At 38.0% G+C, this 25386-nt stretch carries 20 protein-coding genes; 16 read left to right on the top strand and 4 right to left on the bottom strand.

Translation table 11 applies throughout. The annotated features are described in order from the left end of the window. Positions 1–11 precede the first annotated feature (11 nt). Genes WC841_01475 through WC841_01500 form a run of 6 tightly spaced genes read left to right on the top strand, consistent with a single transcriptional unit; the run spans position 12 to position 5517 of the window. Positions 12–947, top strand: a complete 936-nt coding sequence (locus WC841_01475) for a glycosyltransferase family 2 protein (GenBank protein MFA5828020.1) — start codon at positions 12–14, stop codon at positions 945–947. Between the two features lie 2 nt (positions 948–949). Then, positions 950–1864, top strand: coding sequence for a glycosyltransferase family 2 protein (locus WC841_01480; protein ID MFA5828021.1), 915 nt, complete (start codon positions 950–952; stop codon positions 1862–1864). Continuing rightward, positions 1861–2649 carry a glycosyltransferase family 2 protein gene (locus WC841_01485; GenBank protein MFA5828022.1) on the top strand — a complete coding sequence of 263 codons (789 nt, stop codon included), beginning with the start codon at positions 1861–1863 and terminating at the stop codon, positions 2647–2649. The genes WC841_01480 and WC841_01485 overlap by 4 nt, the downstream gene beginning before the upstream one ends. Next, positions 2597–3796, top strand: a complete 1200-nt coding sequence (locus tag WC841_01490; GenBank protein ID MFA5828023.1) for a glycosyltransferase family 4 protein — start codon at positions 2597–2599, stop codon at positions 3794–3796. The genes WC841_01485 and WC841_01490 overlap by 53 nt, the downstream gene beginning before the upstream one ends. Position 3797: 1 nt before the next feature. Beyond that, positions 3798–4670 carry a glycosyltransferase gene (locus WC841_01495; GenBank protein MFA5828024.1) on the top strand — a complete coding sequence of 291 codons (873 nt, stop codon included), beginning with the start codon at positions 3798–3800 and terminating at the stop codon, positions 4668–4670. Between the two features lie 34 nt (positions 4671–4704). Next, the gene (locus tag WC841_01500) at positions 4705–5517 is read left to right on the top strand and encodes a glycosyltransferase family 2 protein (GenBank protein ID MFA5828025.1); all 813 of its coding nucleotides are present in this window, start codon (positions 4705–4707) and stop codon (positions 5515–5517) included. On the opposite strand, the gene WC841_01505 is transcribed toward WC841_01500, so the two are convergent. From WC841_01505 to WC841_01520, 4 genes are read right to left on the bottom strand one after another with little or no spacing between them, the layout of a single operon-like run. Continuing rightward, positions 5514–7151, bottom strand: a complete 1638-nt coding sequence (locus tag WC841_01505) for a hypothetical protein (GenBank protein ID MFA5828026.1) — start codon at positions 7149–7151, stop codon at positions 5514–5516. The genes WC841_01500 and WC841_01505 overlap by 4 nt on opposite strands. Continuing rightward, positions 7148–8923, bottom strand: coding sequence for a glycosyltransferase family 87 protein (locus tag WC841_01510; GenBank protein ID MFA5828027.1), 1776 nt, complete (start codon positions 8921–8923; stop codon positions 7148–7150). The genes WC841_01505 and WC841_01510 overlap by 4 nt, the downstream gene beginning before the upstream one ends. Position 8924: 1 nt before the next feature. Next, on the bottom strand, positions 8925–10559 hold the full coding sequence (locus WC841_01515; GenBank protein ID MFA5828028.1) for a hypothetical protein: 1635 nt from the start codon (positions 10557–10559) through the stop codon (positions 8925–8927). 32 nt (positions 10560–10591) lie between these two features. Further along, complete coding sequence (locus WC841_01520) at positions 10592–11965, bottom strand: hypothetical protein (GenBank protein MFA5828029.1); 1374 nt, start codon at positions 11963–11965, stop codon at positions 10592–10594. 29 nt (positions 11966–11994) lie between these two features. Between WC841_01520 and WC841_01525 the strand changes: the two genes are divergently transcribed. Genes WC841_01525 through WC841_01570 form a run of 10 tightly spaced genes read left to right on the top strand, consistent with a single transcriptional unit; the run spans position 11995 to position 25386 of the window. After that, the gene (locus WC841_01525; protein ID MFA5828030.1) at positions 11995–13629 is read left to right on the top strand and encodes a glycosyltransferase family 39 protein; all 1635 of its coding nucleotides are present in this window, start codon (positions 11995–11997) and stop codon (positions 13627–13629) included. Continuing rightward, positions 13626–15290: a 6-pyruvoyl-tetrahydropterin synthase-related protein gene (locus tag WC841_01530; protein ID MFA5828031.1), complete on the top strand. Its 1665-nt coding sequence runs from the start codon at positions 13626–13628 to the stop codon at positions 15288–15290. Before WC841_01525 ends, WC841_01530 begins: the two co-directional genes overlap by 4 nt. After that, positions 15283–16293 (top strand): hypothetical protein, encoded by a 1011-nt coding sequence (locus WC841_01535; GenBank protein ID MFA5828032.1) that lies wholly within the window; start codon positions 15283–15285, stop codon positions 16291–16293. Before WC841_01530 ends, WC841_01535 begins: the two co-directional genes overlap by 8 nt. Further along, the gene (locus WC841_01540) at positions 16274–17956 is read left to right on the top strand and encodes a hypothetical protein (protein ID MFA5828033.1); all 1683 of its coding nucleotides are present in this window, start codon (positions 16274–16276) and stop codon (positions 17954–17956) included. The genes WC841_01535 and WC841_01540 overlap by 20 nt, the downstream gene beginning before the upstream one ends. After that, entirely contained in the window at positions 17940–19529 is a 1590-nt protein-coding gene (locus WC841_01545) for a glycosyltransferase family 39 protein (protein ID MFA5828034.1), read from the top strand. The genes WC841_01540 and WC841_01545 overlap by 17 nt, the downstream gene beginning before the upstream one ends. Then, positions 19513–21105: a phospholipid carrier-dependent glycosyltransferase gene (locus tag WC841_01550; protein ID MFA5828035.1), complete on the top strand. Its 1593-nt coding sequence runs from the start codon at positions 19513–19515 to the stop codon at positions 21103–21105. Before WC841_01545 ends, WC841_01550 begins: the two co-directional genes overlap by 17 nt. Beyond that, complete coding sequence (locus tag WC841_01555; protein MFA5828036.1) at positions 21086–22678, top strand: hypothetical protein; 1593 nt, start codon at positions 21086–21088, stop codon at positions 22676–22678. The genes WC841_01550 and WC841_01555 overlap by 20 nt, the downstream gene beginning before the upstream one ends. After that, positions 22675–23499 (top strand): glycosyltransferase family 2 protein, encoded by an 825-nt coding sequence (locus WC841_01560; protein MFA5828037.1) that lies wholly within the window; start codon positions 22675–22677, stop codon positions 23497–23499. The genes WC841_01555 and WC841_01560 overlap by 4 nt, the downstream gene beginning before the upstream one ends. Further along, positions 23496–24590, top strand: a complete 1095-nt coding sequence (locus tag WC841_01565) for a glycosyltransferase family 1 protein (protein MFA5828038.1) — start codon at positions 23496–23498, stop codon at positions 24588–24590. Before WC841_01560 ends, WC841_01565 begins: the two co-directional genes overlap by 4 nt. Continuing rightward, positions 24583–25386: a glycosyltransferase gene (locus WC841_01570; GenBank protein ID MFA5828039.1), complete on the top strand. Its 804-nt coding sequence runs from the start codon at positions 24583–24585 to the stop codon at positions 25384–25386. The genes WC841_01565 and WC841_01570 overlap by 8 nt, the downstream gene beginning before the upstream one ends.

Raw genomic sequence — 25386 nt, forward strand, 5'->3', positions numbered from 1 at the left:
ACCTATCTCTTATGCAAAACCAACCTCTAATTTCTGCCGTAATTAATATCAAGAATGAAGCGGATTCCCTCAAAAAATGTCTGAAATCTATTAAAAATTTTGCTGATGAAATTATCGTTATCGACATGTACTCCACCGATAACGGTAAACTAATTGCCGAAAGTTTTGGCGCCAAAGTTATCCAATACCGACCGGTAAAGGTGGTAGAAATTGCCCGAAATTTTGCATTATCAAAAGCTAGCGGGAAATGGATAATACTTCTGGACCCAGATGAATATCTTAACAAAACACTAAAAAGGGAGCTTACCAGGATCACCCAAAGGCAAGATGTGGATTTTGTCAGAATACCTAGAAAAAATATTATTTTTGGTAAATGGATCAGGCACTCCAATAGCTGGCCGGATTATCTTATCCGTTTTTTCAAAAAAGGCTCCGTAACCTGGAAAAAGGAAATTCATAGCCAACCGGAAACCAAGGGCAATGGGATTAACCTCCTCGATAGTGAAAAACTAGCCATCAGGCACAACAACTACAAAACCGTATCTCAATTTGTCTTCCGGGCTATGCGTTACAGTGGAGTTCAGGCAGACGAATTGAAAGAAAATGGTTATAAAGTTAAAATAGGCGATTTTATCCTCAAACCTATTCAGGAATTTAATAGCCGCTTTTTCTCCGCCGAAGGCTACAAAGACGGGGTCCATGGACTCATTTTTTCAATTTTACAGGGCTTTGCCATCTCCCTTATCTATATCCGACTCTGGGAAAAACAGGGAAGCCAGGACAAGCCCATGCCAAAGGACTCATTTGTTTCCGCCAGCCAGGAATCTACCTATGAATATAGCTATTGGTTTACCAGATACTTCAGACAAGAATATTCCAAAAATATCTTTAAAATAATAATAATCAGATTAAGAAACACCCTGGATAGGTTTACAAAAAATTTTTAACCATGGTTAGAATCGCAATTTTGATTCTCAACTGGAAGCAGCCGGAATTGACCATTCAGACCCTCGACTCCTATTTAAAAATCAAACATAAGAATTTTGAATATAAAATTTTTTCCATCGACAATGGATCAGCCGATGGATCATTTAAAAAATTAAAATCTCTCTACAAAAACAACCCACAATTAACAATCTTGAAAAACCCTACAAATATTGGATATGTTCCGGCTTTCAATAAGGAAATTAAAAAAAAATTAGACTACGATTACATTCTTGTCAGCAATAACGATATATTGGTCGATCCATACTTCTTAGAAAATTTAGTCACTGCGGCTTTACAATCAAACTTCGACATCTTGGGACCAAAAATCTACTTCGCCCCCGGGTATGAATATCATAAACATCGCTACACTCCCAAAGAAATCGGAAAAGTCATCTGGTTTGCCGGGGGCAAAATGGATTGGGCTAATATTATCGGCAGCAACATAGGAGTCGACGAGGTAGACACGGGGCAACATGATCAAATCAAAACCAACATAGATTTTATCACCGGCTGTTGCATGTTGGTTAAATCCGGGGTATTTAAAAAAATTGGACTCTTTGACAAAGACTATTTTATGTACCTTGAAGATGTTGACTTTTGCCAACGAGCCAAAAAATCCGGTTTCCGACTTGCCTATATCCCCCAGGCATTTATCTGGCATGTCAACTCAGGCTCTTCTTCAAGTGGTTCATCGCTTCAGGACTATTTCATCAGCAGAAATCGTCTTATTTTTGGTCTAAAATATGCAAACCTTCGGGCCAAATTTGCCCTTATCCGAGAATCAATCAAAATTTTTCTGACCTCAAAATCATTTTGGAAAAAACAAGCCGTCTCTGATTTTTACTTGAACAATCTTGGCAAAGGAAGTTGGAAATGAAAAAAATATCCTTATCAATCATCATCTTGGCCGGCAATGAAGAAAAGATAATCAAAAACTGTCTGAAAAGTTGTACCTGGGCAGACGAAGTTGTTTTGGTTGCCGCCAATTCAACCGACAGCACGGTATCCATTTCAAAACAAATAATCCGAGACATTGTTATTGTCAAAACTACAGATGAATACAATAAGAATTTTTCCAAGTGGAGAAACCTTGGGTATAAGAAATCAAAAGGGGATTGGATCTTCTACGTTGACGCAGATGAAGTCGTCACTCAAAATCTAAAAGACGAAATACTATCAACAATTACAAACCCATCGGCTTCATACTATGTAGTTCCACGGGCAAATCATTATCTGGGAAAAAGAGTTTACTATGGCGGCTCATACCCCGACTATGTAAAAAGACTATACTACCGCCCCAAATTTAGAGGATACACCGGATACCTCCACGAAGAACCGATTGTCTCGGGATCACTAGGTTTTCTTAAACACCATCTTGAACACTATACCCACCGAGACCTGTCATCAATGCTTGATAAAACTGTTGTTTGGACGGATATGGAGGCAAAAGCACTACTCGCAAACAATCACCCCCCAGTTGTTTGGTGGCGTTTTTTGAGAATGATGTTTACAAAAATGTGGGAAAGACTAATAAAACAACAAATGTGGCGTGACGGAAATGTCGGCTGGATTTCTGTAATCTTCGAGATGTATGATACCTTTATTATATATGCCAGACTCTGGGAGCTACAACAAAATGACCAAAAAAGCAGCCATCTATGATCCCTATTTAGACACTTTGGGGGGAGGTGAACGTTATTGTTTGTCTGTGGCAGAAATCCTTTTAAAAAACGGCTATAGTGTTGATTTGTTTTGGTCAGGAGACCGTTCTCTGATCAGTCGCGCCCAAGACAGATTTTCGCTTTCCATAGACAAGATAAATATCGTTCCCGATATTTTTCACATCCATAAAGAAAGAATAGACCTTGCCCTGGACGGACAGGAATTACCCAAAATCACCAGCAAAATAATTCCTCACAAAAATATTTATCAAAAGGCCAAATCAATTTTTGAAAAATATCAGATAACCAAAAAATACGATTTGTTTTTTTATCTGAGCGATGGAAGCATCCCCATTATTTTTTCAAAAACCAACATCCTGCATGTACAGGTCCCATTTCTCCCCAAAAGATCACCTCTTCAAATACTCACCGACAATATCAAGCTATTTTTATTTAAAATAATTATCTGCAACTCGGAATTTACCTCCAGATTTACACAAAGTCACTTAAAAACAAACAAATTTATCCTTTACCCGCCGGTGGATATCCAAAAGTTTAGCTCATCTGATAAAAAATCAGATATTATTTTGTCCGTAGGCAGATTCGACAATATCTTAAACGCCAAAAAACAGGATGTCTTGATTAATTCTTTCTCAAAATTATCACCCAAAAACCCCGGTTGGAAACTGATTTTAGCCGGCGGTAGTCTGGAAAAACCCGAAAATAATTCTTATCTAAAACACCTTAGATATATCTCAAAAAATCTCCCTGTGGAATTCTTAATTAACCCTGATTTTACTACACTAAAAAATACATATTCTGCCTCCAAAATATATTGGCACGCTGCCGGCTACGGAGTGGATGAAAACATTAATCCCCAAAACACCGAACATTTTGGAATAACTGTGGTCGAGGCCATGTCATCCGGACTTGTCCCTATCGTCGTCGCAAAAGGAGGACTACCGGAAATTATCTCCGATGGAAAAAATGGCTACCTCTGGAGTACCACCGCAGAACTAATAGCAAAAACCAACCTTTTAATTGCCTCTCCAAAAATTCAAAAAAATATGTCTCAGGATGCTCTTCTTTCCTGCGAAAAATTTTCCAAAGAAAATTTTGAGAAAAAATTATTGTCGATCATCAACTAAAATGAAAATTTCTGTTATTGTTACCAACTGGAATGGACTCAATTTACTTAATAAAAATTTTATCAATGTAATACAATCCAGCCCCGAAGCCGAAGAAATCATTCTAGCCGATGATGCTTCCGAAGATGGTAGTGTGAAATACATAAAAAGTCTCCGGCCAAAATATCCACAAATAAAATTAATCACCAACTCGGTTAATATGGGTTTTGGGAAAAACACCAATCGTGCCGTTAGTCAGGCCAAAGGAGAGCTAGTTGTGCTTCTCAATAGTGACATTACCCCGGAAAAAAATTACATAAAAAACGCCCTCCTTCACTTCAAAAATCCTAAAGTATACGGGGTTGGTTTCTCTGAACGGGGTAACGAAAATTGGGCAAAAATATATTGGAAAGAAGGTTATATTCAATATGAACCCGGGAGAGAAATCGACAAGACTCACATCACCGGTTGGCTATCCGGAGGCGGCTGCATTCTCAGGAAGGACATTTTTATAAAACTTGGCGGATTTGACGAAATTTACGCCCCATTTTATTCCGAGGATCTGGATATTGGCTATCGGGCATGGAAGTCAGGATATATTTTATTGTGGGAGCCCAAATGTATCATCCGCCATAAACATGAATCAACTATGTCAAAATTCCCCAAGAGATTCTCGGACTATGTTAAAGAAAGAAACCGTCTTCTCACCGTATTAAGAAATATTACCGACCCGCAAATGATCAGGCAAAATAAACTAACTCAAATATTACGTGTTTTGTCCGGACCAAACTATCTCAAAATCATCCGTGCTGCCAAAAGACAGATCGGGAAATTTCCCTCCCAAATCGTTTTTCCAAAATTAACAGATAAAGAAATTTTTGATCTGTTTAAATAAAACCACCTTATTGTCCGTTATACATAAACAAAATATGCCTGAATTATCGATAATCGTTCTTACCTGGAACACCTCAGAAATTACAAAAAAGTGTGTTTTAAGTATTAAAAGATCTTTAGAAAATAAAATTGACTATGAAATTATCGTCGCAGATAACGGATCTACTGATAACACTCAGCAAGTCTTTAAAGACCTAAAATTTGTAAAATATATCAAACTCTCGAAAAACTATGGATTTTCAAAAGGCAATAATCTGGCGGCAAAATACGCAAAAGGCAAATATATCCTATTTCTCAATTCCGATATGGAATTATTAAATAGTCGGCTTATCGACATGCTTCGTCACATTAAACTAAATCCCATAATAGGTCTTATCGGTCCAAAATTTCTAAATGTTGATCAAAGCCCACAGGGATCCGTTTTCCCCCCCCAAACTATTACAAATGCCTTCAGAGAATTTTGGTTGGGCCAAAAATCATACTCCAAGTACACACCGGCAACAGATAAGCCAATTGAGGTCTGGGCCGTCTCCGGCGGTGCTGTCATTATTGACCGCAGTCTTTTTGAAAAAATCGGTGGCTGGGACACAAGGTATTTTATGTTTTACGAAGACCTGGAATTGTGCCGCCAAATCAAAAAGCTAAATTATAAAATATTTTTTTACCCTCAATGCTCACTTGTCCATCATCACGGCGCCAGCGGAAAGAATCTGGCAAGCAATATTAACCAATGGAGACGACTAATTCCGAGTTCAAAAATATTTCATGGACTCGCAAGGCATTTTTTAATCAACTCTACAATTTGGTCGGGTCAAAAATACCAAAAAATAAAAAGGTTGTTTGGCTAGTAATTTCCTTCATCTTTTTCGACCAAATAAAACAAGGGTAGTCCGTCAAAATCCCTGATCGTTTTCACTGTTTTTATACCACTGGGAGGATCCTTGCTCCAATCCCAATCACCTCCTACATTTTTTTCCTGTGAAATCAAGTATAAAACACCACTATTCATTTTATTACTTTCCAACCTACCATAAAAATCGACAAAGCAAACCGCCGGACTGATACAGAAGCCGTCAAATCCATCAATCTGTTTGTCCATTTTGTCCACCACTCCAAAAACACTGGCGGGATCCACTTTGTTCCAAAACAAAAATCTGATCAACGACGGCTCATATGTATTATCCATTAATACTCTGTCATATTTTGGATAATTATTGGCAATGTATAACATCGCCTCTTTGTAGCCATAATGCCACCATCTGGAGCTCTGGTCCCTATAAAAATTCCAATAATAATATTGGAAATTACAAAATTCAAAAATCAAAATACACATAGCTGCTACCCACCATCCTCTGGTTAAGTTAGCAAATCCCAATCCGGCAAAATACATTAACGGATATATCATCAAAAACAATCTGGAGGCATGATTATATCCATCGATTGTCAAACTCGACGGTATCGGCGCCAATAACAGTAATCCCAACAACCAAAAATCAGCTACCACCTTCTTTTTTCTGGTCATCGTCACCAACAATCCCACTATCACTAGTGGAGCCATTATCCAATACAAATTCCCCACCTGCCTCAGTGAGTGTCTAAATGTTATATCACCATTTCTAAACAGAAAATCGGGACTAAAGGCATTTAAATAGTTAAATAATATTTTCTTGCCCACCACAACATATTTGTTATAAAAAACCTTGGAAATCATTGCATTACCTGAAGCCTCCCGGTACTTGGCCATCTCTACCACCACCTGTCCGTCGGCAAACACAGAAAATTTACCGAATCTGTCGGCGGCATGACCGTAAAAAATCTGGTAAATCATCGGCAAAGAAAATACTAACCCGACAAGAAACAATATCAAATATTGCTTCTTGCTTGCCCGAAAGACGATCAAAGTCATTAGCGCCAATAGCGGCACATAAATATTGGCCGTATTATAAGTATAAAAACCAAGGCTCAGCAAGAACCCGCTTAAAACAGTAAAATAATATCCGCTCCTTTTTAGTCCTAAAATCAAAAAATATGCTCCCCATATCAGCAAGGAGGACAGCAATGTCAACTCAAAACCAGCCCGGCTATATTGTATATGCCAGGGAGAAACTGTAATAAAAAATATTACCGCCACAATTACTTTCTTTCGGATATTTAGAAGCTTCAATGATAAAGCAAACCCCGAAATCCCCAAAATCCCAAAAAATGACGAAACCATTCTTACTCCGAATTCATTTAGCCCAAAAATTTTTATAAATGGAACCATCGCATACATTAACCCCGGAGCCCTCCATTCAGAAAAACTATGAATATATGCCGGTATTAGATTCCCTTTATAGTCCCTTCCCGTCATCAATAGAGAATAAGATTGATATCCTGCATCCAATTCGTCCCCAAACAACTCCAGATAGTCTAATCTATAAACCCTCAAAAAAACCGCTAGAACCATTAATGCCACCATCATTAGAACAAATTTCACTTTCATATCCAATAAACAATCGATAAGCCAGCCACCACCATCCACCACCACCAAAAATGTGTCGCTTTATTCCATATATCTGTTAATTCAGGAGAAGTCTGACCATATAAATTTACGGCCAAACGATTCTCCTGGTCCATTCCGATCTTTAGTAACCCGTCGTTTACAACCACTTTTTGTATTGAAATTTTTAGAGTCTCGGAATTTCTCATTACCAACGGAACATCAACCCTCAGCCACGTGTTTGCCCCGGCGTTAAATCCGCTAAACTCTTTCTCAAATGTGTTTCCATTGCTGTCCGAAACAACCAATGTACCGATATCTTTTGAGTTAAGGCCGGGATTGTCCAGAAATATTTCAAAATATTTTAAACTTGATACAGAATCATATACCCACTCCCGACTTACTATTCCCTCTATCGGTACCCTCGTTTCACTCAATCCGGATGGACTTTTTTCAATAACTTGTAAACTGCTAATAAATAAAACCAGTAGGATCATCAACAGCCACGGTAAAAGTATTAACCATTTCGGTAAATCTAATTTTGTTTTATTCTCTACATTATCTTTTTTTATTTTTTGTCCCAAGAACCAAACCGCCACCCCAGCCAACACACTCTGACAAAGATTAATCAACCCACTAATATTAATAACTCTATTCCTGGCAAATTCGGATATTGTCGGATAGTTAATCAAATTCGGGCTAATCGGCGCCACCAACCCCCAACTAAGAAATTTATCATCAAAACCAAGAGTCAAACCAATCCACGACATCAAAATCAATAAACCAACAATTATTTCAACTTTGGTAATCTTTTTGGTCGCGAATATGATTGAAGCAAATGGTGACAACCATAGTAACCATTGAGGATTAAAATGACTAAAACCCAAGATAACCAAAGAGCTCTCCATAATCATCAGACAACCAAAAGATAATTTTTTACCAAAACGGTTGCTCACTGCCTTTAATGCCACCACCACCAACAGTAACGGTACTATCATTATCTCTTTACCAAAACCAATCGAAATATTTGAGACGAACATTCTCTGTGACAACCCGGAGTTCAACACCGCCTCAGTAAAATAACTTTTCCCTATCCAGGGCAACAATATCAACCCGTAAACCATCATCACTCCGAAAAACTTCAGCACCAACTTATAGATACTTTTCTCCCAAGCCAACAAAAACATAATCACCCATATAATAGGATATGTTTTAACCCCTGCTGCCAACCCCCAAAACAGCACGGCAAGCCCCCACCTCTCGTAACATAATATTCCTGAAAGAAACAAAATTATTGCCACTATATCATTTTGACCCATGACCACCAAAGAGAATAAGGTTATCGGGTTAAAATACCAGATAAGGGCCGCTCGTAAAGCTTTTTTTTCGTTACCACAATATTTCTTTACAATTCTGTATATCAACCAACCACTTACTAAACCCAAAATCAGCAACGGAAATTTCGCCGCCAAATTATATCTCAAGGAGTTAACATCAAAACTTGCCTCTGCGCTACCACTCTCAAGCCACTGATCAAAACCACTCCCTCCGATAAATTTTGAAATTGGATAATGAACCTTCAACCACCAAAAGTGAGCCGGTGGATAGTGAAAATCCGGTATATCTAGTTTGTGAGCATCTATATAACCATAGACATCCCATACTTTTCCGTTCCCCAATGACGGATACCTTAAGGTCAACTTTGTATCAGGATGATAAGTAAACGGAGCCACTAAAAAATAAACCACCATCGCCAAAAGTATTATTTTTTTCATATTATTCAATCGTAATTATACTCGCAGTGTCATAAAGTACGTTTTTGATTTTTTTAATTTTTGCTCCGGGAATCATCTCAATCTCAGAAACGTGGACATCAGAAGACGTCCAAAAAGCCACATTTCTTAAATTTTTATCAACCGGCCAATCAACTTTTCGAAAAATATATTTATCGAAATTAAAGTTGAGATTTCCACATACTCCCGGTTTTGGCCTCAAATAAGAAAAACTTTGAAAAGTTGTCGGGTCGAACTGCTGATAAAACAACAGGAAAATGTAGCTCTGTGCGTGTGGGCTATCAATTATTATCTGATCATATTTATCCTGAATACTCTCCAAATAAGGCATACCTTCTTTATATCCACCCGGCTGGTATGTACCATTATTTTCATAGGATGAATACAGCAGCTCATTATTAATTGTATATATTATTGATACCGCTATTATCGTAACAAAGCCAACCAACAACCCTTTTTTAACATTAGGGGACTCTACTATACTATTTATGCTCCTAAATACCTGATACACCCCTAGGGCAACAATAATCTCCAGAGCAGGATAAATATTTAAAGACCGCAACGGGTGGTACCAATTCCATGTCGCCGCCGCCGGAGCAATCCCGGCTACTATCCAGTAAATTAAAAATCGTAAATTGAAAGATCTTAAAATTCTTTTTATTAAATACAGAAAACCAAAAATAAAAAATATGCCCTCTAACCAACCAAGCATCCCCATACCCACAATAAACATTGGTGACATTTCCACCCACTTAAAAATCCTCTCATTTAGATTAATAGGGGAAACATATGAAAAAATATGACCACTTATGATCCCGCCCAAATAATATAGGGAGCTTATCGGATTGGTTATCTCATTCGGTGCATATGGATAAAACCTGGAGAAAACATTTTCTTGCTTAAATCTTGTTAATACATTTCCACCGGTGTTGGCCAATAAAATAGGGACACAAAGAATTACCAGGCCGACAAGTGGTAACACTTTTTGATAATTTTTATTTATGTATTTCGATAACTCTTTTAATAAATTCTTTTTTAAAACTAGTTTTATGGGGTCCAGTGCCCAAAAGACCAAAAACATCGGCGCGCTAAGCCGGGCGGAGTGGTAACTATAAATAGAAAGTGCAAAAAACACCGTCGACCAAAAAACTTTAATTTTACTTTTTGTATTAATTAAAAACCAGCATCCGGCAATAAAAAAAGCTGCCGACAAATTAGCCTCAAAAGCAGTTCGGGAAAAATGAATTCGCCAAGGTTGAAAAGACAATATTGCAAAAGTCAACAACAATAAATTTTTATTCCGAATAAATGTTTTCAAAAACAGAAACAAAAATACCAAAGATACTACGCCTACCACTGCCGATACCATCCTTACCGCAGAATCATTTAACTCACCAAAATATATAAATGGAATTGTTAGATAAGAGTATAAAGCCGGTTTAAAATCATTAAATGACCTCAAAGACAATGGTAGTAGATTCCCATACTCATCCTTACCGGTCTTCAGCAAACTATAAGCGTTGTACCCCAAAGCCGCTTCATCATAACCCAATGATGCCGGAGATTTATCTAGACCGACAAATCGAACAAACGCTGCCGCTAGTAGAATAATTGACACAAAAATAATTAAAAAAGATTTTCGGCTTATCACTACCTGATGGCTAAACCTATATCATTGCCATACTGATTAGCAATCGTGTCCCTCAATCGTTTATGCGCCATAAAACTCCACCCCTGGTTCTGAGCAATTTCTTTCCAATTCTCATCAATATCATTGTTAAATTTCGGCCCGACGAACTCACCTGCAAATCCGGCATAAATACTATTCCCAACCAAAATATCGCTTTTCGCATTAAAATTATTAAAGATAATATTTGGTTGATCGCACTTCTCTCCCAGATAAAACCGACAATAAGCTTTCGTGTTTCCGATTAGTGTAGTAACCTGAATCCTCGAGTACAAAGATATATCCACTGCTCGTAAATTTTCAAACCAAAATTGATATGCCAAAGGTCTGTTGTCAAACCAATACTCTCTCCTGACCGTCATATCATAAAAATTAATCCCAAAACTGTATATGGTTAAAATACCGAATGCTATCAAAAAAAATCCCGCCAATCCGTATCCTTTTATTCTCGAACTATCCAAATTAACCACCGCTTCCGATAATGTAATAGATATTGGCAACATTATAAATACCATTCTCAGCCCCTTGTCGCCCGAATAACTCAAATAATCAATCAGAGAAATAATAAGACAAATAATCAAAAATTTTGTAGTCTGTTTATTCTTTATTTTCATCAAAAAATAAATTCCGAAAATGCACAAATATATTTCCGGCCAATAAAACATTACGATCGATTTTTGTTCCATCGGGTGAACTTCCTGAAAAAAAAGTGTTTCTACATCAAAAAATGGTAATATTTCTTTTATCACATTCCTGTAAATAAAAAAATATTTGTTGTAGCTCACTCGACGCAACCAAAGTGGCGTCATTATTCGAGGAGATAGGGTATCTTCACTCGATATCCTGATAGTAACTTCATCCTGCGCTCCCCCGAGAGACAGTTTTGATAATATCGTAGGCCGATTGTTGAAAAGAATCAGATTGGCACCTAAAACCAATACAATTAGGCCCAGACCAATCGCTACAAATCTAACATTTTTTAGATATACGAAGAAAACATATAACGAGCCGATAATTACAAATAACTTTGCTACAATCAGCGGATGTATTAACCATAAAGCAAAAAAGGTTGGCGAAATCAGTACAAATATGCACGACCACAAAACCACATTTTTAGAAATATATTTTGAGGCCAACTTATACCAAATCCAAAGATAACCACACGAGACTAAAAAAGTCCCAAACCGTAGCCCCCACAAGGACAAATCCCCGCCGATATTAAAAATATTTAATATTTTGAGCTGCTCTTCACCGGGGGGATAACTAATTTCTCTCGCTACAATAAACTCGATCACCGTAATCAAAAGAAAAATAACCACTACCAACCATTTTTTCATTAGCTTTAGTATAAAATATATGGTGTCAAATGGAAACTAGGCGCCTTTATCTTATATTTATCATTGTTTTAGCTTCATTTTTACGATTTGGGAAGCTCACCTCCCTTCCACCTTCATTATTCTCCGACGAAGTCGATGCCGGTTATCAGGCATTAACTTTCACCCAAAAACAAACTGACTATTTTGGTAACAAATTTCCTACTCATTTTCACTCGTTCTCTGACTGGCGCACCTCACTCCAAATATATTCAATCTCTATTTTTCAGAATATTACTAAAAACCACGAAATTTCAGTCCGCCTGCCCTCAGCATTTTTTGGAATTTTTTCAGTTTTTGTACTTTATTTGATAACCAAGTCACTAATTCCGACGCTACTGCTTGCAATTTCGCCGTGGGCTATTCACTACAGCCGCACTGGTTTTGAAGTTTCCGGCATGGTTTTGGTAATTTTATTGGGAATTTATTTTTGGCAACAGTTTCTAAAAACAAATAAATATGTTTTCATTTTTCTTTCGGCCTTTTCTTTTTGTTTATCGCCATATTATTACAGCACGGCAAAACTTTTTTTACCAATCCTGGCCATTTTGATCTTCTTAATCTGGAAAAAAGAAATAATGAGAATCGGCGTTAAAAAATTATTTCCCGTGGTGTGTTTTTGTCTTCTGATTCTATCCCCGTTAATTTCTGACACTGTCTCCGGCCGTTCCGGATTTCGTTTCTCATACATCAGCATTTTTACGCAACCCCATCGGGAACAGGTTGTTGACTCACTCCGGTATCAGGACATTCTCATGGATCACCCAAACCAAATCGGCGTAAAAACACCCCTCCTGTCTTATGTCTTTCATAACAAATTACAGATTCCGGCTAAACGATTTATGGAAAATTATATCTCCTCGTTTTCCACTGAATTTCTGATAATCAGGGGAGATGCTAATTCCCGTCATGGCTTCGGAGGCCACGGACTTATATACCTAATTGATTATTTCCTAATTTTAATCGGGATTTTCGCCACCTTTATCCCTAAAAATAAATTATCTCTCCTCTTCCTGGGATTATTGCTGACCTCTCCAATCCCCTATGCCCTGACGCGGGATTCAAATTCTCCTCATGCCACCAGACTAATTCTTATGCTGCCATCGATCATCTATTTTACCTATCTTGGGATAAACCATTTACGTTCTCAAAACCGACATGTCTTCTACCTCCTGCTAACTTTATATCTACTATCCCTTATAAACTTTGGACATTATTATTACTACCACTATCCTCAGGATAGCGCCCGATATTGGCACACCGGCATGAAAGAAGCCATTCTTGCTTCCAATTTTTACTGGGATAACCCCATTGTATTTTCCGACAGCTACGAACCTTTTCTTCCATTTTTTCTTTTTTACAAACCCCACGAGCTTGACTCAACATCTCTCACTACAAATTTGGTAGAAATTAACAACCCCTCTTTTTCCGGTCAAAGCTTGGACAATACATATTATTTTGGGCATATAAATTGGTCAAATTTATCACAATTCCCAAGTAATTCAGTTTTTGTTGTACCAAAATCAGAATATGATGGACAAAATATTCAGAACACCGTTATTAAACAAGTTATAAATAAGCGATATCTAAACCAGGAAGAATTCTATTTAATCACCTTTAACCAATGAAAAACCCGCTACCTTTCTTTAAAAATTATTTTTGGATTATCCTGGTAATTTCCATTAGTTTTTTTTCTTTTAATTCATTGCTAAAAAGTGGCTATATTCCCATGTATGACGACATGCAACCAATCAGACTTCAGCAACTTGATAAATGTATAAAGGATGGGCAAATACCTTGTCGCTGGACACCAGATCTGGGTTATGGCTACGGTTATCCGCTCTTTATTTTCTATTCTCCCTTTGTGTATTATGTCATGGAGATTTTCCACCTTGTTGGGTTTTCAATCCTTACTTCAATCAAAATTGGCTTTTTGCTTAGTTTTGTTTTTTCTGCTCTCACCATGTTTCTTTTGGGAAAAATACTTTGGGGAAACCTGGGCGGTCTTGTCTCTTCCGCTTTTTACATATACGCCCCTTTTCGGGCAACCGATGTTTATAGTCGTGGCGCGGTCAGTGAATTTTGGGCACTTGGATTTTTCCCTTTAATTCTTTGGTCAATTTTGAACTTTATTCAAAATCCCACCAAAAAAAGAAATAGCCTTTATCTTTCACTTTCGCTTGCCGGTCTTTTACTTACTCATAATTTATCCTCAATTGCTTTTGCCCCGGTAGCGATAACCTGGACCCTTGTCCTTCTTTCCTATTACAAAAAATGGCAAATTGTCCCTCGGTTGTTTTTAAGTGTTTTTATTGGCGCTTTATTGTCGGCGTTCTACATCGTCCCTCTGATAGTGGAAAAATCCCTTGTTCACCTTGACAGTATGACGTCGGGATACTTTAATTATCTAGCCCATTTTACTTCGATAAGACAACTATTTTTCCGGGGCCACTGGGGTTTTGGCAGCAGCGAACTTGGTCCGTACGACGATGCCTCTTTTGGCATCGGAATTATCCACTATCTTTCCCTAATCGTCACTATCGTGTTGTCTCTTAAAAATCAAATTTTTTCTAAAAACAATTTAGTTAAAATTACCCTTCTTTTTTTTACTTTTATTTTCGCGTCTTCAATTTTTCTTACTCATTCAAAATCTTCTTTTGTCTGGCAAACATTCACTTTCTTAAAATATTTTCAATTCCCTTGGCGCTTTCTGACCCTCTCGATCCTCTCGGGTTCAATTCTCGCCGGTTTCCCTATTTTTCTACTAAGAAAAAACAGTAAATCTGCCGTTTTCTACACAATATTTTTTATTTTTGTTGTAATCTATTTCAATGTTGGTTTTTTCAGACCATCAGAATATATCAAAATTGACGATCAACAAAAATTGTCGGGAAAAAGTTTAGAACGACAAGTTACCGCCAGTATCTACGATTACCTTCCGATTTTTGCCCAAGCGCCTCCCTCAACCCCAGCTCCAAACCTACCCCAGATCATAAGTGGCAGTGCCCAAATAATTAGTTACACCAAAGGCACTGATTGGCAAAAGGGAAGTATCATTTCCAATGAAAAAAGTACCATTCAACTTCCGGTATTTTACTATCCTGGCTTTAAATTATGGCTCAATGGTCAACAAACAGACATTTCTTATGGTAATAATCTTGGGCTAATTACTTTTAATGTTCCGGCAGGGGAGAGCCAATTTTATCTCAAACTAACTCGAACTCCGGATAGAATAATTGGCGATATTTTAACCATTATTGGTATACTAATCCTAATCTTTTATGTCTAAAATTAGACTAGTACTCTTTTTTTCCACCTTGTTTATCATAGGATTTCATCTTCAATTTTCGGCCCCTTCACCCCAAATACTCCAACAAACCGAACAATGTTTCCAAGACGGCCAAATCCCTTGCCGTTTCCTCCCGAATGTGAACAATGGCTATGGTTATCCCTATTTTACAAGAGAGTCACCCTTTCCTTATTATTTATCCCTAGTCTTTCGAATTTTTGGATTAAATTATTCATTGAGTCTGGTTATCTCAACCGTTATCGTTTTAGCCGGAACCACCTACCTTCTCAAAAAAATATTGTTTCAAAAAAATCATCTCTTATCAATCCTGGCCCCATTAGGTATCAGCCTATTGTTTTTTTACTTTTCAAATGTTTACTTTCTTTTGCCATTTTGTTTATTAATTATTTTCAATACTTCAAATCCTTTTCTAACCGCCTTAATGTTCGCCTTATTAATTATTTCTAGTTCAAAATTGACACTTGTTCCCTTAATTGTTTTTATAATTATTGTTTTAACACTTTTGTTTACCCAAAAAAAATCATTTTTGTTGTTGTCAATTTTTTTTGGGCTATTGCTTTCTTCTTTCCATTTGGGCCCAATGCTATTTGACAGATTACCACCACTGTCCGGACTTACTTTCTTAAAAAGCTATTATCTTGAACCGTCTGTAGTTTACGGCCGGGCAAATATTTCCCAATACAAAAAAAGGACCAATTTTTGGCGATTTACGATAAATGTCCCCGCAAACCAATCTTCTGTTATCTCAGTTCCTATCGCTTATTATGATGGTTGGACCGTTCTGCTAAATCAAAAAAAAATAAACCCTAACAATCCGGTACTGCTCCAACCCATTGAGTTAACTATTCCCCCGGGAAATCATACTGTAGCTGCCTTTCTTGAAGAAAGCAAAAACCATCTCTTTTTTAACTCTTTAAGTATAATCTCTTTTATCTCCATTTTTATTTTTACCTTTCCCAAGCATGATCCAAAAAATTCTTAAAAACCACATATTTTGGATTATAATTTTTATTGCTGCCCTTTGGCAGGGAAAATATCTTTTTAATTCGGGGTTTTATACTTTTTCAGACGAATCTCATATCGCCAATCTCCATCAAATGGTTCAAGCCTTAAAATCCGGCCAATTCCCTCCTCGTTGGGCCCCAAACTTCAGTTATAACTTCGGTCATCCATTTTTCATTTTTTATTATTTACTTCCGTCTTATTTCGGTAGCTTTTTAAATATATTCTTAGGCCTAAGTCTAATTTGGTCACTGAAAATTACCTTTTTTATATCAACTTTGGGTTCAGGACTTGCTATGTATTTTCTTTCCCGCCAATTTTTTACCAAAACCGTCTCAACCGCCGTGGCCCTAATTTATCTTTTTACCCCGTATCGGGCAGTAGACCTCTATGCCAGAGGTGCTGTCGGGGAATTGTTTGGCTTTCTTTTTATGCCTTTGGTTTTTTTAAGTTTTATTCTTCTGATAAAAAATAAAGATAAAAAATATTTTGCTTTTGCTGTATTTTCACTTTTCTTTCTTATTATTTCCCACCAGTTAACATTGATTATATTTTTTCCGTTTCTTCTATTTTTGTCTATTACTTACATCTATTTTTACTACCCACCCCAAAAAGCAAAATTTCCTTTTTTAAGAATATTTTGGGCCATTTTGCTCTCCTTTTGTCTCGCAACATATTACTTAATCCCGGCTATTTTTGAAAAAAAATACATGCAGGGGGGGACTCCTTTTAACCCCATAGATCATTTTCCATTCATAAAACAGTTAATAATTCCTTACTGGGGATACGGTGCCTCAGTTTGGGGCCCTACCGATCAACTTTCGTTTAATATCGGTATCGCCAATCTCATTGGAGTAATTTTAATTATTCCTTTTGCTATTTTCTCTCGCAATATTAAATACAAGAGTGTCATCGTCAGTCTTTTATTATGTTTTTCTATCGCCGTTTTTATGATGAATATTCGTTCTTGGCCTCTTTGGCAGATTGTCCCCATTGCCTCGTACATCCAATTTCCCTGGCGATTCCTAATTCTAACTACTTTTACCACTCCTCTACTAATTGGCTTCCTTTCTCTCAAAAAAAACTTCTCCTGGCTACCGATAGTTCTGGCTGTGGTAGCTACAATCAGTACCGCAAACTATTTTCGGCCTCACAAAATTTTGAATGTTGACGATAACTATTTTTTAAATCGATTTTTTATAAATCAAAACACTCAACGCGATCCGTCTCTTATTTCCAGTGAATATCAATTAAACTCCGAAGATTACCTGCCATTGACCAACTGGACGATCAAGCGACCAACAAGTCTTCTCTCAAAAATTGATGTTGCCCCCGAAGTCACTGTTTCAAATATAAAATATCTTTCAGAAATCTCGCTTAGTTTTACTGCCAAATCAGCAGCACCAACAATAATTAAAATAAGTAACTACTATTATCCCGGTTGGCAAGCAAAAATTGATGGTCAGATTACTCCGGTTTTCCCGGTTGATGATACCGGTAGAATTGGTATTAATATGTCTGCCGGTGAACACCAGGTTTTTCTCGAATTTAAAAACACACCTCTTCGTACTATCGCCGACGCGATTTCTCTTTTAACTATAGTATTTTTTGCTATCTATCTTGTCTATGAAAAACATTCATAAGATAATATTCAGTCTAATAATTCTATTCTCCATATTTTTTCGCCTTTGGCATTTAGACTCTCTACCTTCCAGTCTAAACTGGGACGAAATATCCCATGGATATAATGCCTACTCACTTTTAAATACCGGAAAAGACCAGTGGGGGACTTCCTGGCCGATTTTTAATTTTCGTGCTTACGGTGATTACCCCACCACCCTAAACATGTACTTAACCATACCGTTTGTCGCCCTACTTGACCCAAACGAATGGAGCGTCCGACTTCCCTGTGCTATCGCCGGAATAATTTTCGTAATTCTTTCCTATTATCTCGGGTTGCTAATTTTCAAAGACAAAAACAAAGCTCTTTTACTAATGTTTTTGGTCGCCATCAGCCCTTGGACATTATTTCCCTCAAGAGCGGTTTTTCAATCCACTATCGCTTCAACTATAATGCTTGCCGGAATTGTTTTAATCATGTCCAAGTTCTCGATATGGGGTTTTGCTTTATTAATCCTCTCGATGTTTGCCTATCACAACACCAGAATTATAGCCCTACCACTGGGGTTGTCGGCCATATATCTCTACGGCTTTAAAAATAAAAACAAGAAAAGCATCCTTTATCTAGCCATTTTTATCGCCGCGGCTATACCCTCCCTTGTTAATTTACTATCGCCGGGTTCCCGCGCCCGCAGTCAATGGGTGGGGATTCTTTCTCCGGCCGCGATCAATCAAATCAACGAAAATCGCCGGCTCTTCACCGGTCATCCGCCGCTAAACAGAATTATCAACAATAAAATTACCTATTTTGTTCCCCGGTTTTTTCAAAATTACCTCAATCTCTTTAACCCCGTCCCTTTATTTTTCACCGGGTCAAATCAATTTCAATTTAATGTAGCCAACCACGGTTTACTCTTCACTGTTAGTCTGCCTTTTTTCTATCTTGGGTTAATAAAATTTTCAAAAAAAATAAAAGCCAATCGGCATTTTCAATTTATGGCTATTTGGTACCTTTTGGCCCTTCTCCCGGCTGCTTTAACTACCGGAGATTTTCCCACCATCCGAGCCGTCACCGTTTTACCCCTGCCCTTCATTTTAATAATCCTCGGGCTTGAATACCTTCCGAATATTATCCCGGTATTTACGATAATTATTATCATTCAATTTGCTCTCTATTGGCAAAAATATCAACAATATAATGTAAATTATTCGTCCTCTTGGCAATACGGTTATAAACAAGTCGTCGAATTTATCAAAGACAAATATCCTGAATATCAACAAATTATTTTAACCAAAAAATATGGCGAACCACACGAATTTATCCTTTTTTACTGGCCATGGGATCCCGCGAATTTTCAAGATAGAAACCCGGTATGGAACTACCATTCCTCGTGGTACTGGGTCGATGCTTTTGACAAATTTGTATTCATAAACGACTGGGAAATCAAAGAAAAAACCTCGAAATTAACCCAAAAAACTTTACTTATCACCTCACCCGGAAACTACTATCCCGAAAACAGCCAAAAACTATCCACCATTAATTTTCTCAATGGTCAACCGGCGTTTGACATCATCACCTATGAATCTGAAAACTAAAATAATTCTAAGCATAATCACTGTCATCGCCTTTGTTCTCCGTTTTTATCAAAGCGGCAACTACCCACCCCTACTTTGGGACGAAGCTGCCATTGGCTACAACGCCTATTCCCTTACCGAAACGGGAAAAGATGAATATGGAGTTACTCTACCACTCATCTTTAAATCTTTCGGAGATTTTAAACCGGGTTTATATATTTATTTAGCCGCCCCTTTCATCAAACTTTTTGGGTTAAACGAAATCGCGGTCAGACTACCATCAATAATCATCGGCTCATTGTTACCACTTCTTCTTTTTTTTACCATTAAAACAATCTATCCGAAATCAAATAATCGTGCTTTAATTGCTACCACTATTCTTGCACTCAATCCGTTCAACATTCATTATTCCCGTATGGCCTGGGAAACGAATGTCCTAACCTTTGAGCTTCTGCTTGCCGCTCTATTTTTCATAAAAAATCGACATCTTCTCTCTGCCTTCATTTTTGGGCTTACCCTCTACACCTACCAAGCCGGAAAAATGACGAGCATTTTAGTAATCATCGCCTTATTCTTTACTCATCTCAGTTTAATAAAACAGCAAATAAACAAATTGACACTAAAATTTATCCTGCCTCTGGGATTAATGGCCATTCCAATTTTATTTGGCCTAATATTTAACCAAAACAGTAACCGGTTGGAAGTAATCAGCCTAACCTCGTACCCCAGATCAGATGAAGAAACGGCTCAAATTATCAACGAGTCCGGTTTAATCGATTACACAATTTTTCATAGCCAACCGTCTTTTTTTATCCGAAGTTTTTTGGGGCGTTACTTTAACCATTTTTCCCCCCGCTTTCTTTTGTTCGAAGGGGATTGGCAAAACCCCCGCCACTCAGCTCCCTATGTCGGCGTAATTCTCTATCCCTCAATCATTTTCCTGCTAATCGGCCTGTTTTCAAAACCAAATAAATTCTTTCTCCTCTGGCTTCTTCTGGCCCCAATTCCTGCCGCCCTCACCAGAGACCAGCTTACTGCCACCCGATCCATGTCCATGTCAATTCCTTTGGTCTTCTTTGTCGCCAGCGGAATTATAATTACAGTTCAAAAATATAATTCCAAACTGATTAATCTCGCCATATTATCTGCTTATTTACTCTCCTTTATTTACTACTCTGATCTGTATTTAAACCACATGGTCAAAAAATCACCCAATGATTTTCTCTACGGATACAAACAAGCCGCTCAATACATTTCGAAAAACCAATCAAAGTTCGACCAAATTTATTTTACAGACTTTTACGGTCAACCATATATCTACTATCTTTTTTACTCACATTATTCCCCAGTTTCATACCAATCAAAAGCAAACTTAACCCAAACCGGGCCTGATATCGGAAAAGTAGAAAAAATAGATAACATATTATTCAAAGGCCCCGACTACAACGGCGTTAAAAGCATTCCGCACACCCTCAGTATCTTCTCCCACGATGAAATTTTAAGGCAGGGGATAGATCTGAAACCCGACTTTAATAATTTTTTCAAACTTAGCCCTATCAATAATATTTCCACCTTTTATGCCTACGAAACACCATAATTATCTTCTAATCACCATATTATTAATGGCCACTATTCTTCGTTTCTACAAAATTGGTTCCTACCCCAGCCTAAATCCGGACGAAGCCGCCCTGGGATACAACGCCTATTCACTGCTTGAAACCGGAAAAGACGAGCACGGTGCCTCCTGGCCTCTTCATTTCAAATCATTTGGTGACTACAAACCCGGCGGGTATGTTTATCTTGCCTTGCCTTTTATAAAAATACTCGGTCTCACCCCACTTGCAGTTCGATTACCAAACCTTATCCTTTCTATTCTCGCCATTTATTATTTATCCAAACTCGTTTTCCTTCTATTCGAGTCTAAAGGTCCGAGGTTGAATCGTTCAAAAGCTCAAAACCTATCGCTTTTGAGCTCTGCTGTTCTGGCTCTCTCCCCCTGGCATATTCACTTTAGCAGGGGAGCCTGGGAGGCCTATAGTGCCCTAAGTCTGATCATTATCGGTATCTATTTTTTCTACTCACATCTTAAAAATCTCAAAAACTTCCATCTCTATCTATCCGTTATCCTTATTTCTCTTTCGCTATATTTCTACCACTCGGCAAGAATTTTAGCTCCTCTAATCGGGCTGTCTCTGGTGACAATTAACTTCAAAAGACTAACTCGATCAGGTATCAGAAAATTATTAATACCAATAATTATTACCATTTTATTGGCTCTACCGGTACTATTTTCCTTTGTCAGAAACGGCGGCGCCGCCCGATTTGGCGGTGTCGGACTAACCGCCGATCAGGGACCAATTTGGCGGTCAAACGAGCTACTGAATCAACACAACAATGTTAAGTTAATTAATCGGGCCATGCACAATAAGCGGATTCTTTATTTCCTCTCCTGGGCACAAAAATATACTTCCCACTTCGATTTAAATTTCCTATTTTTAAATGGTGATGAAGTTCCCCGATCAAAGGTACCGGAAATGGGCCAACTTTATCTTTTTGAATTACCCTTTTTAATTATTGGAATCTTTTTCTTCCTCAAATCCAGGGCAATTAACAAAAAGACAAAAACCCTTATTCTCTCATTTTTACTTTTCGCTCCTCTGGCCTCATCTTTAACCTTTCAGGCTCCTTCCGCCCTCCGGTCTCTCCCGATGACTATTCCGTTATCAATCTTAATTGCCTACGGCCTTTATCATTTTTTTAAATGTCGTCCGCTTCTCATATTAATTGCTTTCTGCTCGCTACTTTCTATCTTCTATTACCTCGATGCCTATTTTGTTCACTCACAAAAACGTTATCCATATGCCTGGAATCTCGGTTTTGACCAAATAGTCTCCCTGGTAGAGTCACAAAAGAATAATTATCAAAACATATTTTTTACCTCTCGGTATGACCAACCGTATATTCTTTACTTATTTTTTTCCAAATACCCACCGCAAAAACTGCAATCTCAAATTAAATTAACCCCAAAAGACCAATACGGTTTTTCTACCGTCGATAGAATTGACAACATTACCTTTATAATTCCCACCGAAATTCCCTCCTCGTCTATGGTCATCGAAGCTTCTGATTTCCAATTAACCGGCCAAAGCTTTAAAATATACACTAAATGAAAAGACAAGCTACCATATCCGTCACTCTGGCAACCTATAACGAAGAAAAAAAAATTGGCAAGTTTCTCGACTCAGTTTTCAGCTGGGCCAACGAAATAATCCTAGTTGACGGCCACTCCCAGGACAAAACCCTCTCAATCGCCAAAAAATATAAAAACATAAAGATTATCGAAACCGATAACAAGCCGATTTTTCATATCAACAAACAGCTCGGCATCGATGCTTGTAAAAGCGATTGGATACTTCAGCTGGATGCCGACGAAATTGTCACCCCGGCACTACTTCAGGAAATTAACCAACTGCTTTCAAAGAAACCAAGCGACATCAGCGAAAATGGATTCTGGATTAACCGCTCAAATTACTTTCTTGGAACTTTTCTAAAAAAAGGCGGTCAATATCCGGACTCCACCCTCAGACTTTACAAAAAGGGCATGGGGCGCCTTCCCTGCAAAGATGTCCACGAGCAGGCCGAAGTAAAAAATCCCGTAGGCCATTTGACAAACGATCTGCAGCACTTTGCCGACATTTCATTTTCCCGATACCTTTTAAGAGCCAACCGTTACACTACACTTTTGGCACAGGAACTTTCTCAACAAAAATTAAACATTAATTTTGTTAATTTTTTGACTTACTATTTGATAAAACCGCTTTGGTGGTTTCTAATGGCTTTTTTTCGTCACCGCGGTTATGTTGACGGGTTTCCGGGATTCGTTTTTGCCTATTTTTCGGCTCTGCGTTTTCCTATTGCCTATACCAAATATTGGGAGCTCCAAAAAACCAACCGTTCTATAAACATGTCAGATGATTGGGACACAAAATGAAAAAAAATGTCAAAATTGCCATCGATATCTCTCCTCTAAATGACGGAAACATTACCCGCGGCGTTGGCCACTACACTCAGCACTTAGTCTCGGCCATCCAAAAGGAAGTCAAAACAAATCCAAAATACGTCAATTATCAAATAGATCTCATTAAAAATTCAAAATTAGAAATTAAAAATTACGATCTAGTCCACTACCCCTATTTTGATCCTTTTTTTCTCACTCTACCCCCACAAAATAAAACTCCGTTTCTGGCTACAGTTCACGACTTGATACCACGTCAATTCAAAACCCACTTCCCGGTAGGCATAAAGGGAGAAATTAAGTGGTTGATTCAAAAACATCGCCTTCGCCAGGCAAAATATATAATTACCGTTTCCCATTTTTCCAAATATATAATCAATGATTTAATCGAATATCCCAAAGACAAAATATTTGTCACTTATGAAGCGGCAGACGATAATTTTAAACCACGCACCGATAAAAATCTTTTGTCAGAGATTAAAGCAAAATACAATTTACCCGATGAATTTGTGCTTTATGTCGGCGACCTCAATTGGAGCAAAAATATACCCAAACTAATCGATGTCTGTCTAAACCTAAAAATCCCTCTCGTCCTGGTTGGTTCCGCCGCCACCCGTAAAAATGTAGTCGACCACCCCTGGAACAAAGACATTCTTTGGGTTCAGTCTATAGCACCATCGCTCCAATCCTCTAAAGCTCTAACACTAACGGGCTTCGTTCCCGACGGAGATCTCCCCCTAATCTTCAACCTCGCCACAATTTATTGTCAGCCATCCTACGCCGAAGGTTTTGGCTTACCTCTTGTCCAAGCGATGAAATCCGGCTGTCCAGTCGCATATAGCCAGGAATCAAGTATCCCCGAAATTATGGACTACAATGGCGTTTTTTTTGATCCGTATTCTCAAAAATCCATGGAAAAAGCGATTGGCTCCCTTTGGAAAAGTAGAAAACTCAGACAAAAATACGCACAGCTTGGCCGCAAAAGAGCGGAAATTTTTGACTGGAGCTACACCGCCATTCAAACTCTATCCGTTTACGAATTAGCCCTAATCGACCAAAATGGGTAACAAACCACACTTTCTGTCTGTCATTATCCCAATCTACAAACAGGAAAAGACTCTATTTCAAGATTTATGTAATATTAGCCAAACACTCGAAAAGATTCGCTATGACTATGAGATTATCGCCGTCGTTGATGGAAAATATATCGACAAGTCTTATCAGATAGCCAAAAAATGTCAAATCAAAAAATTAAAAGTTTTTGCTTATAAAAAAAACCGGGGCAAGGGCTATGCCGTCCGTTTTGGGATGGCACACACAAGAGGGGATTATATCGCCTTTATTGACGCCGGTATGGAAATAGACCCCAACGGAATATCAATGGTTCTCGAGCATATGGAATGGTATAACGCCGATATTGTTGTTGCCTCTAAAAAACATCCAGCCTCCAGAGTTAACTACCCTCTTCAAAGAAAGGTAATAAGTTTTGGTGCTTTTATCGTTGCCAGAATTCTTTTGGGAATCACCATCCACGACACCCAAGCCGGTCTTAAAATCTTTAAAAGGAGAGTTCTAAAAAAGGTGCTTCCCAGATTATTAGTTAAAAATTACGCTTTTGACCTGGAAATCCTGTCGGTCGCCAATCACCTCGGATTTAATCGTATATACGAAGCTCCCGTAAAACTAACATACTGTTTTGATAGCTTAACTCATGCCACAGGATTAAAAACTATTTATAATAGCCTACTCGATGCCTTGGCAGTTTTTTACCGTCTCCGAATCCTGCATTATTACGACAACCACAATAAACGGGAGTGGGTGTACGACAAAGATTTAGATATGAGAATTAATACCGGAAAATAA

This window comes from Candidatus Shapirobacteria bacterium (genome assembly GCA_041659325.1).
Taxonomy (GTDB): Bacteria; Patescibacteriota; Microgenomatia; order UBA12405; family UBA12405; genus JBAZYN01.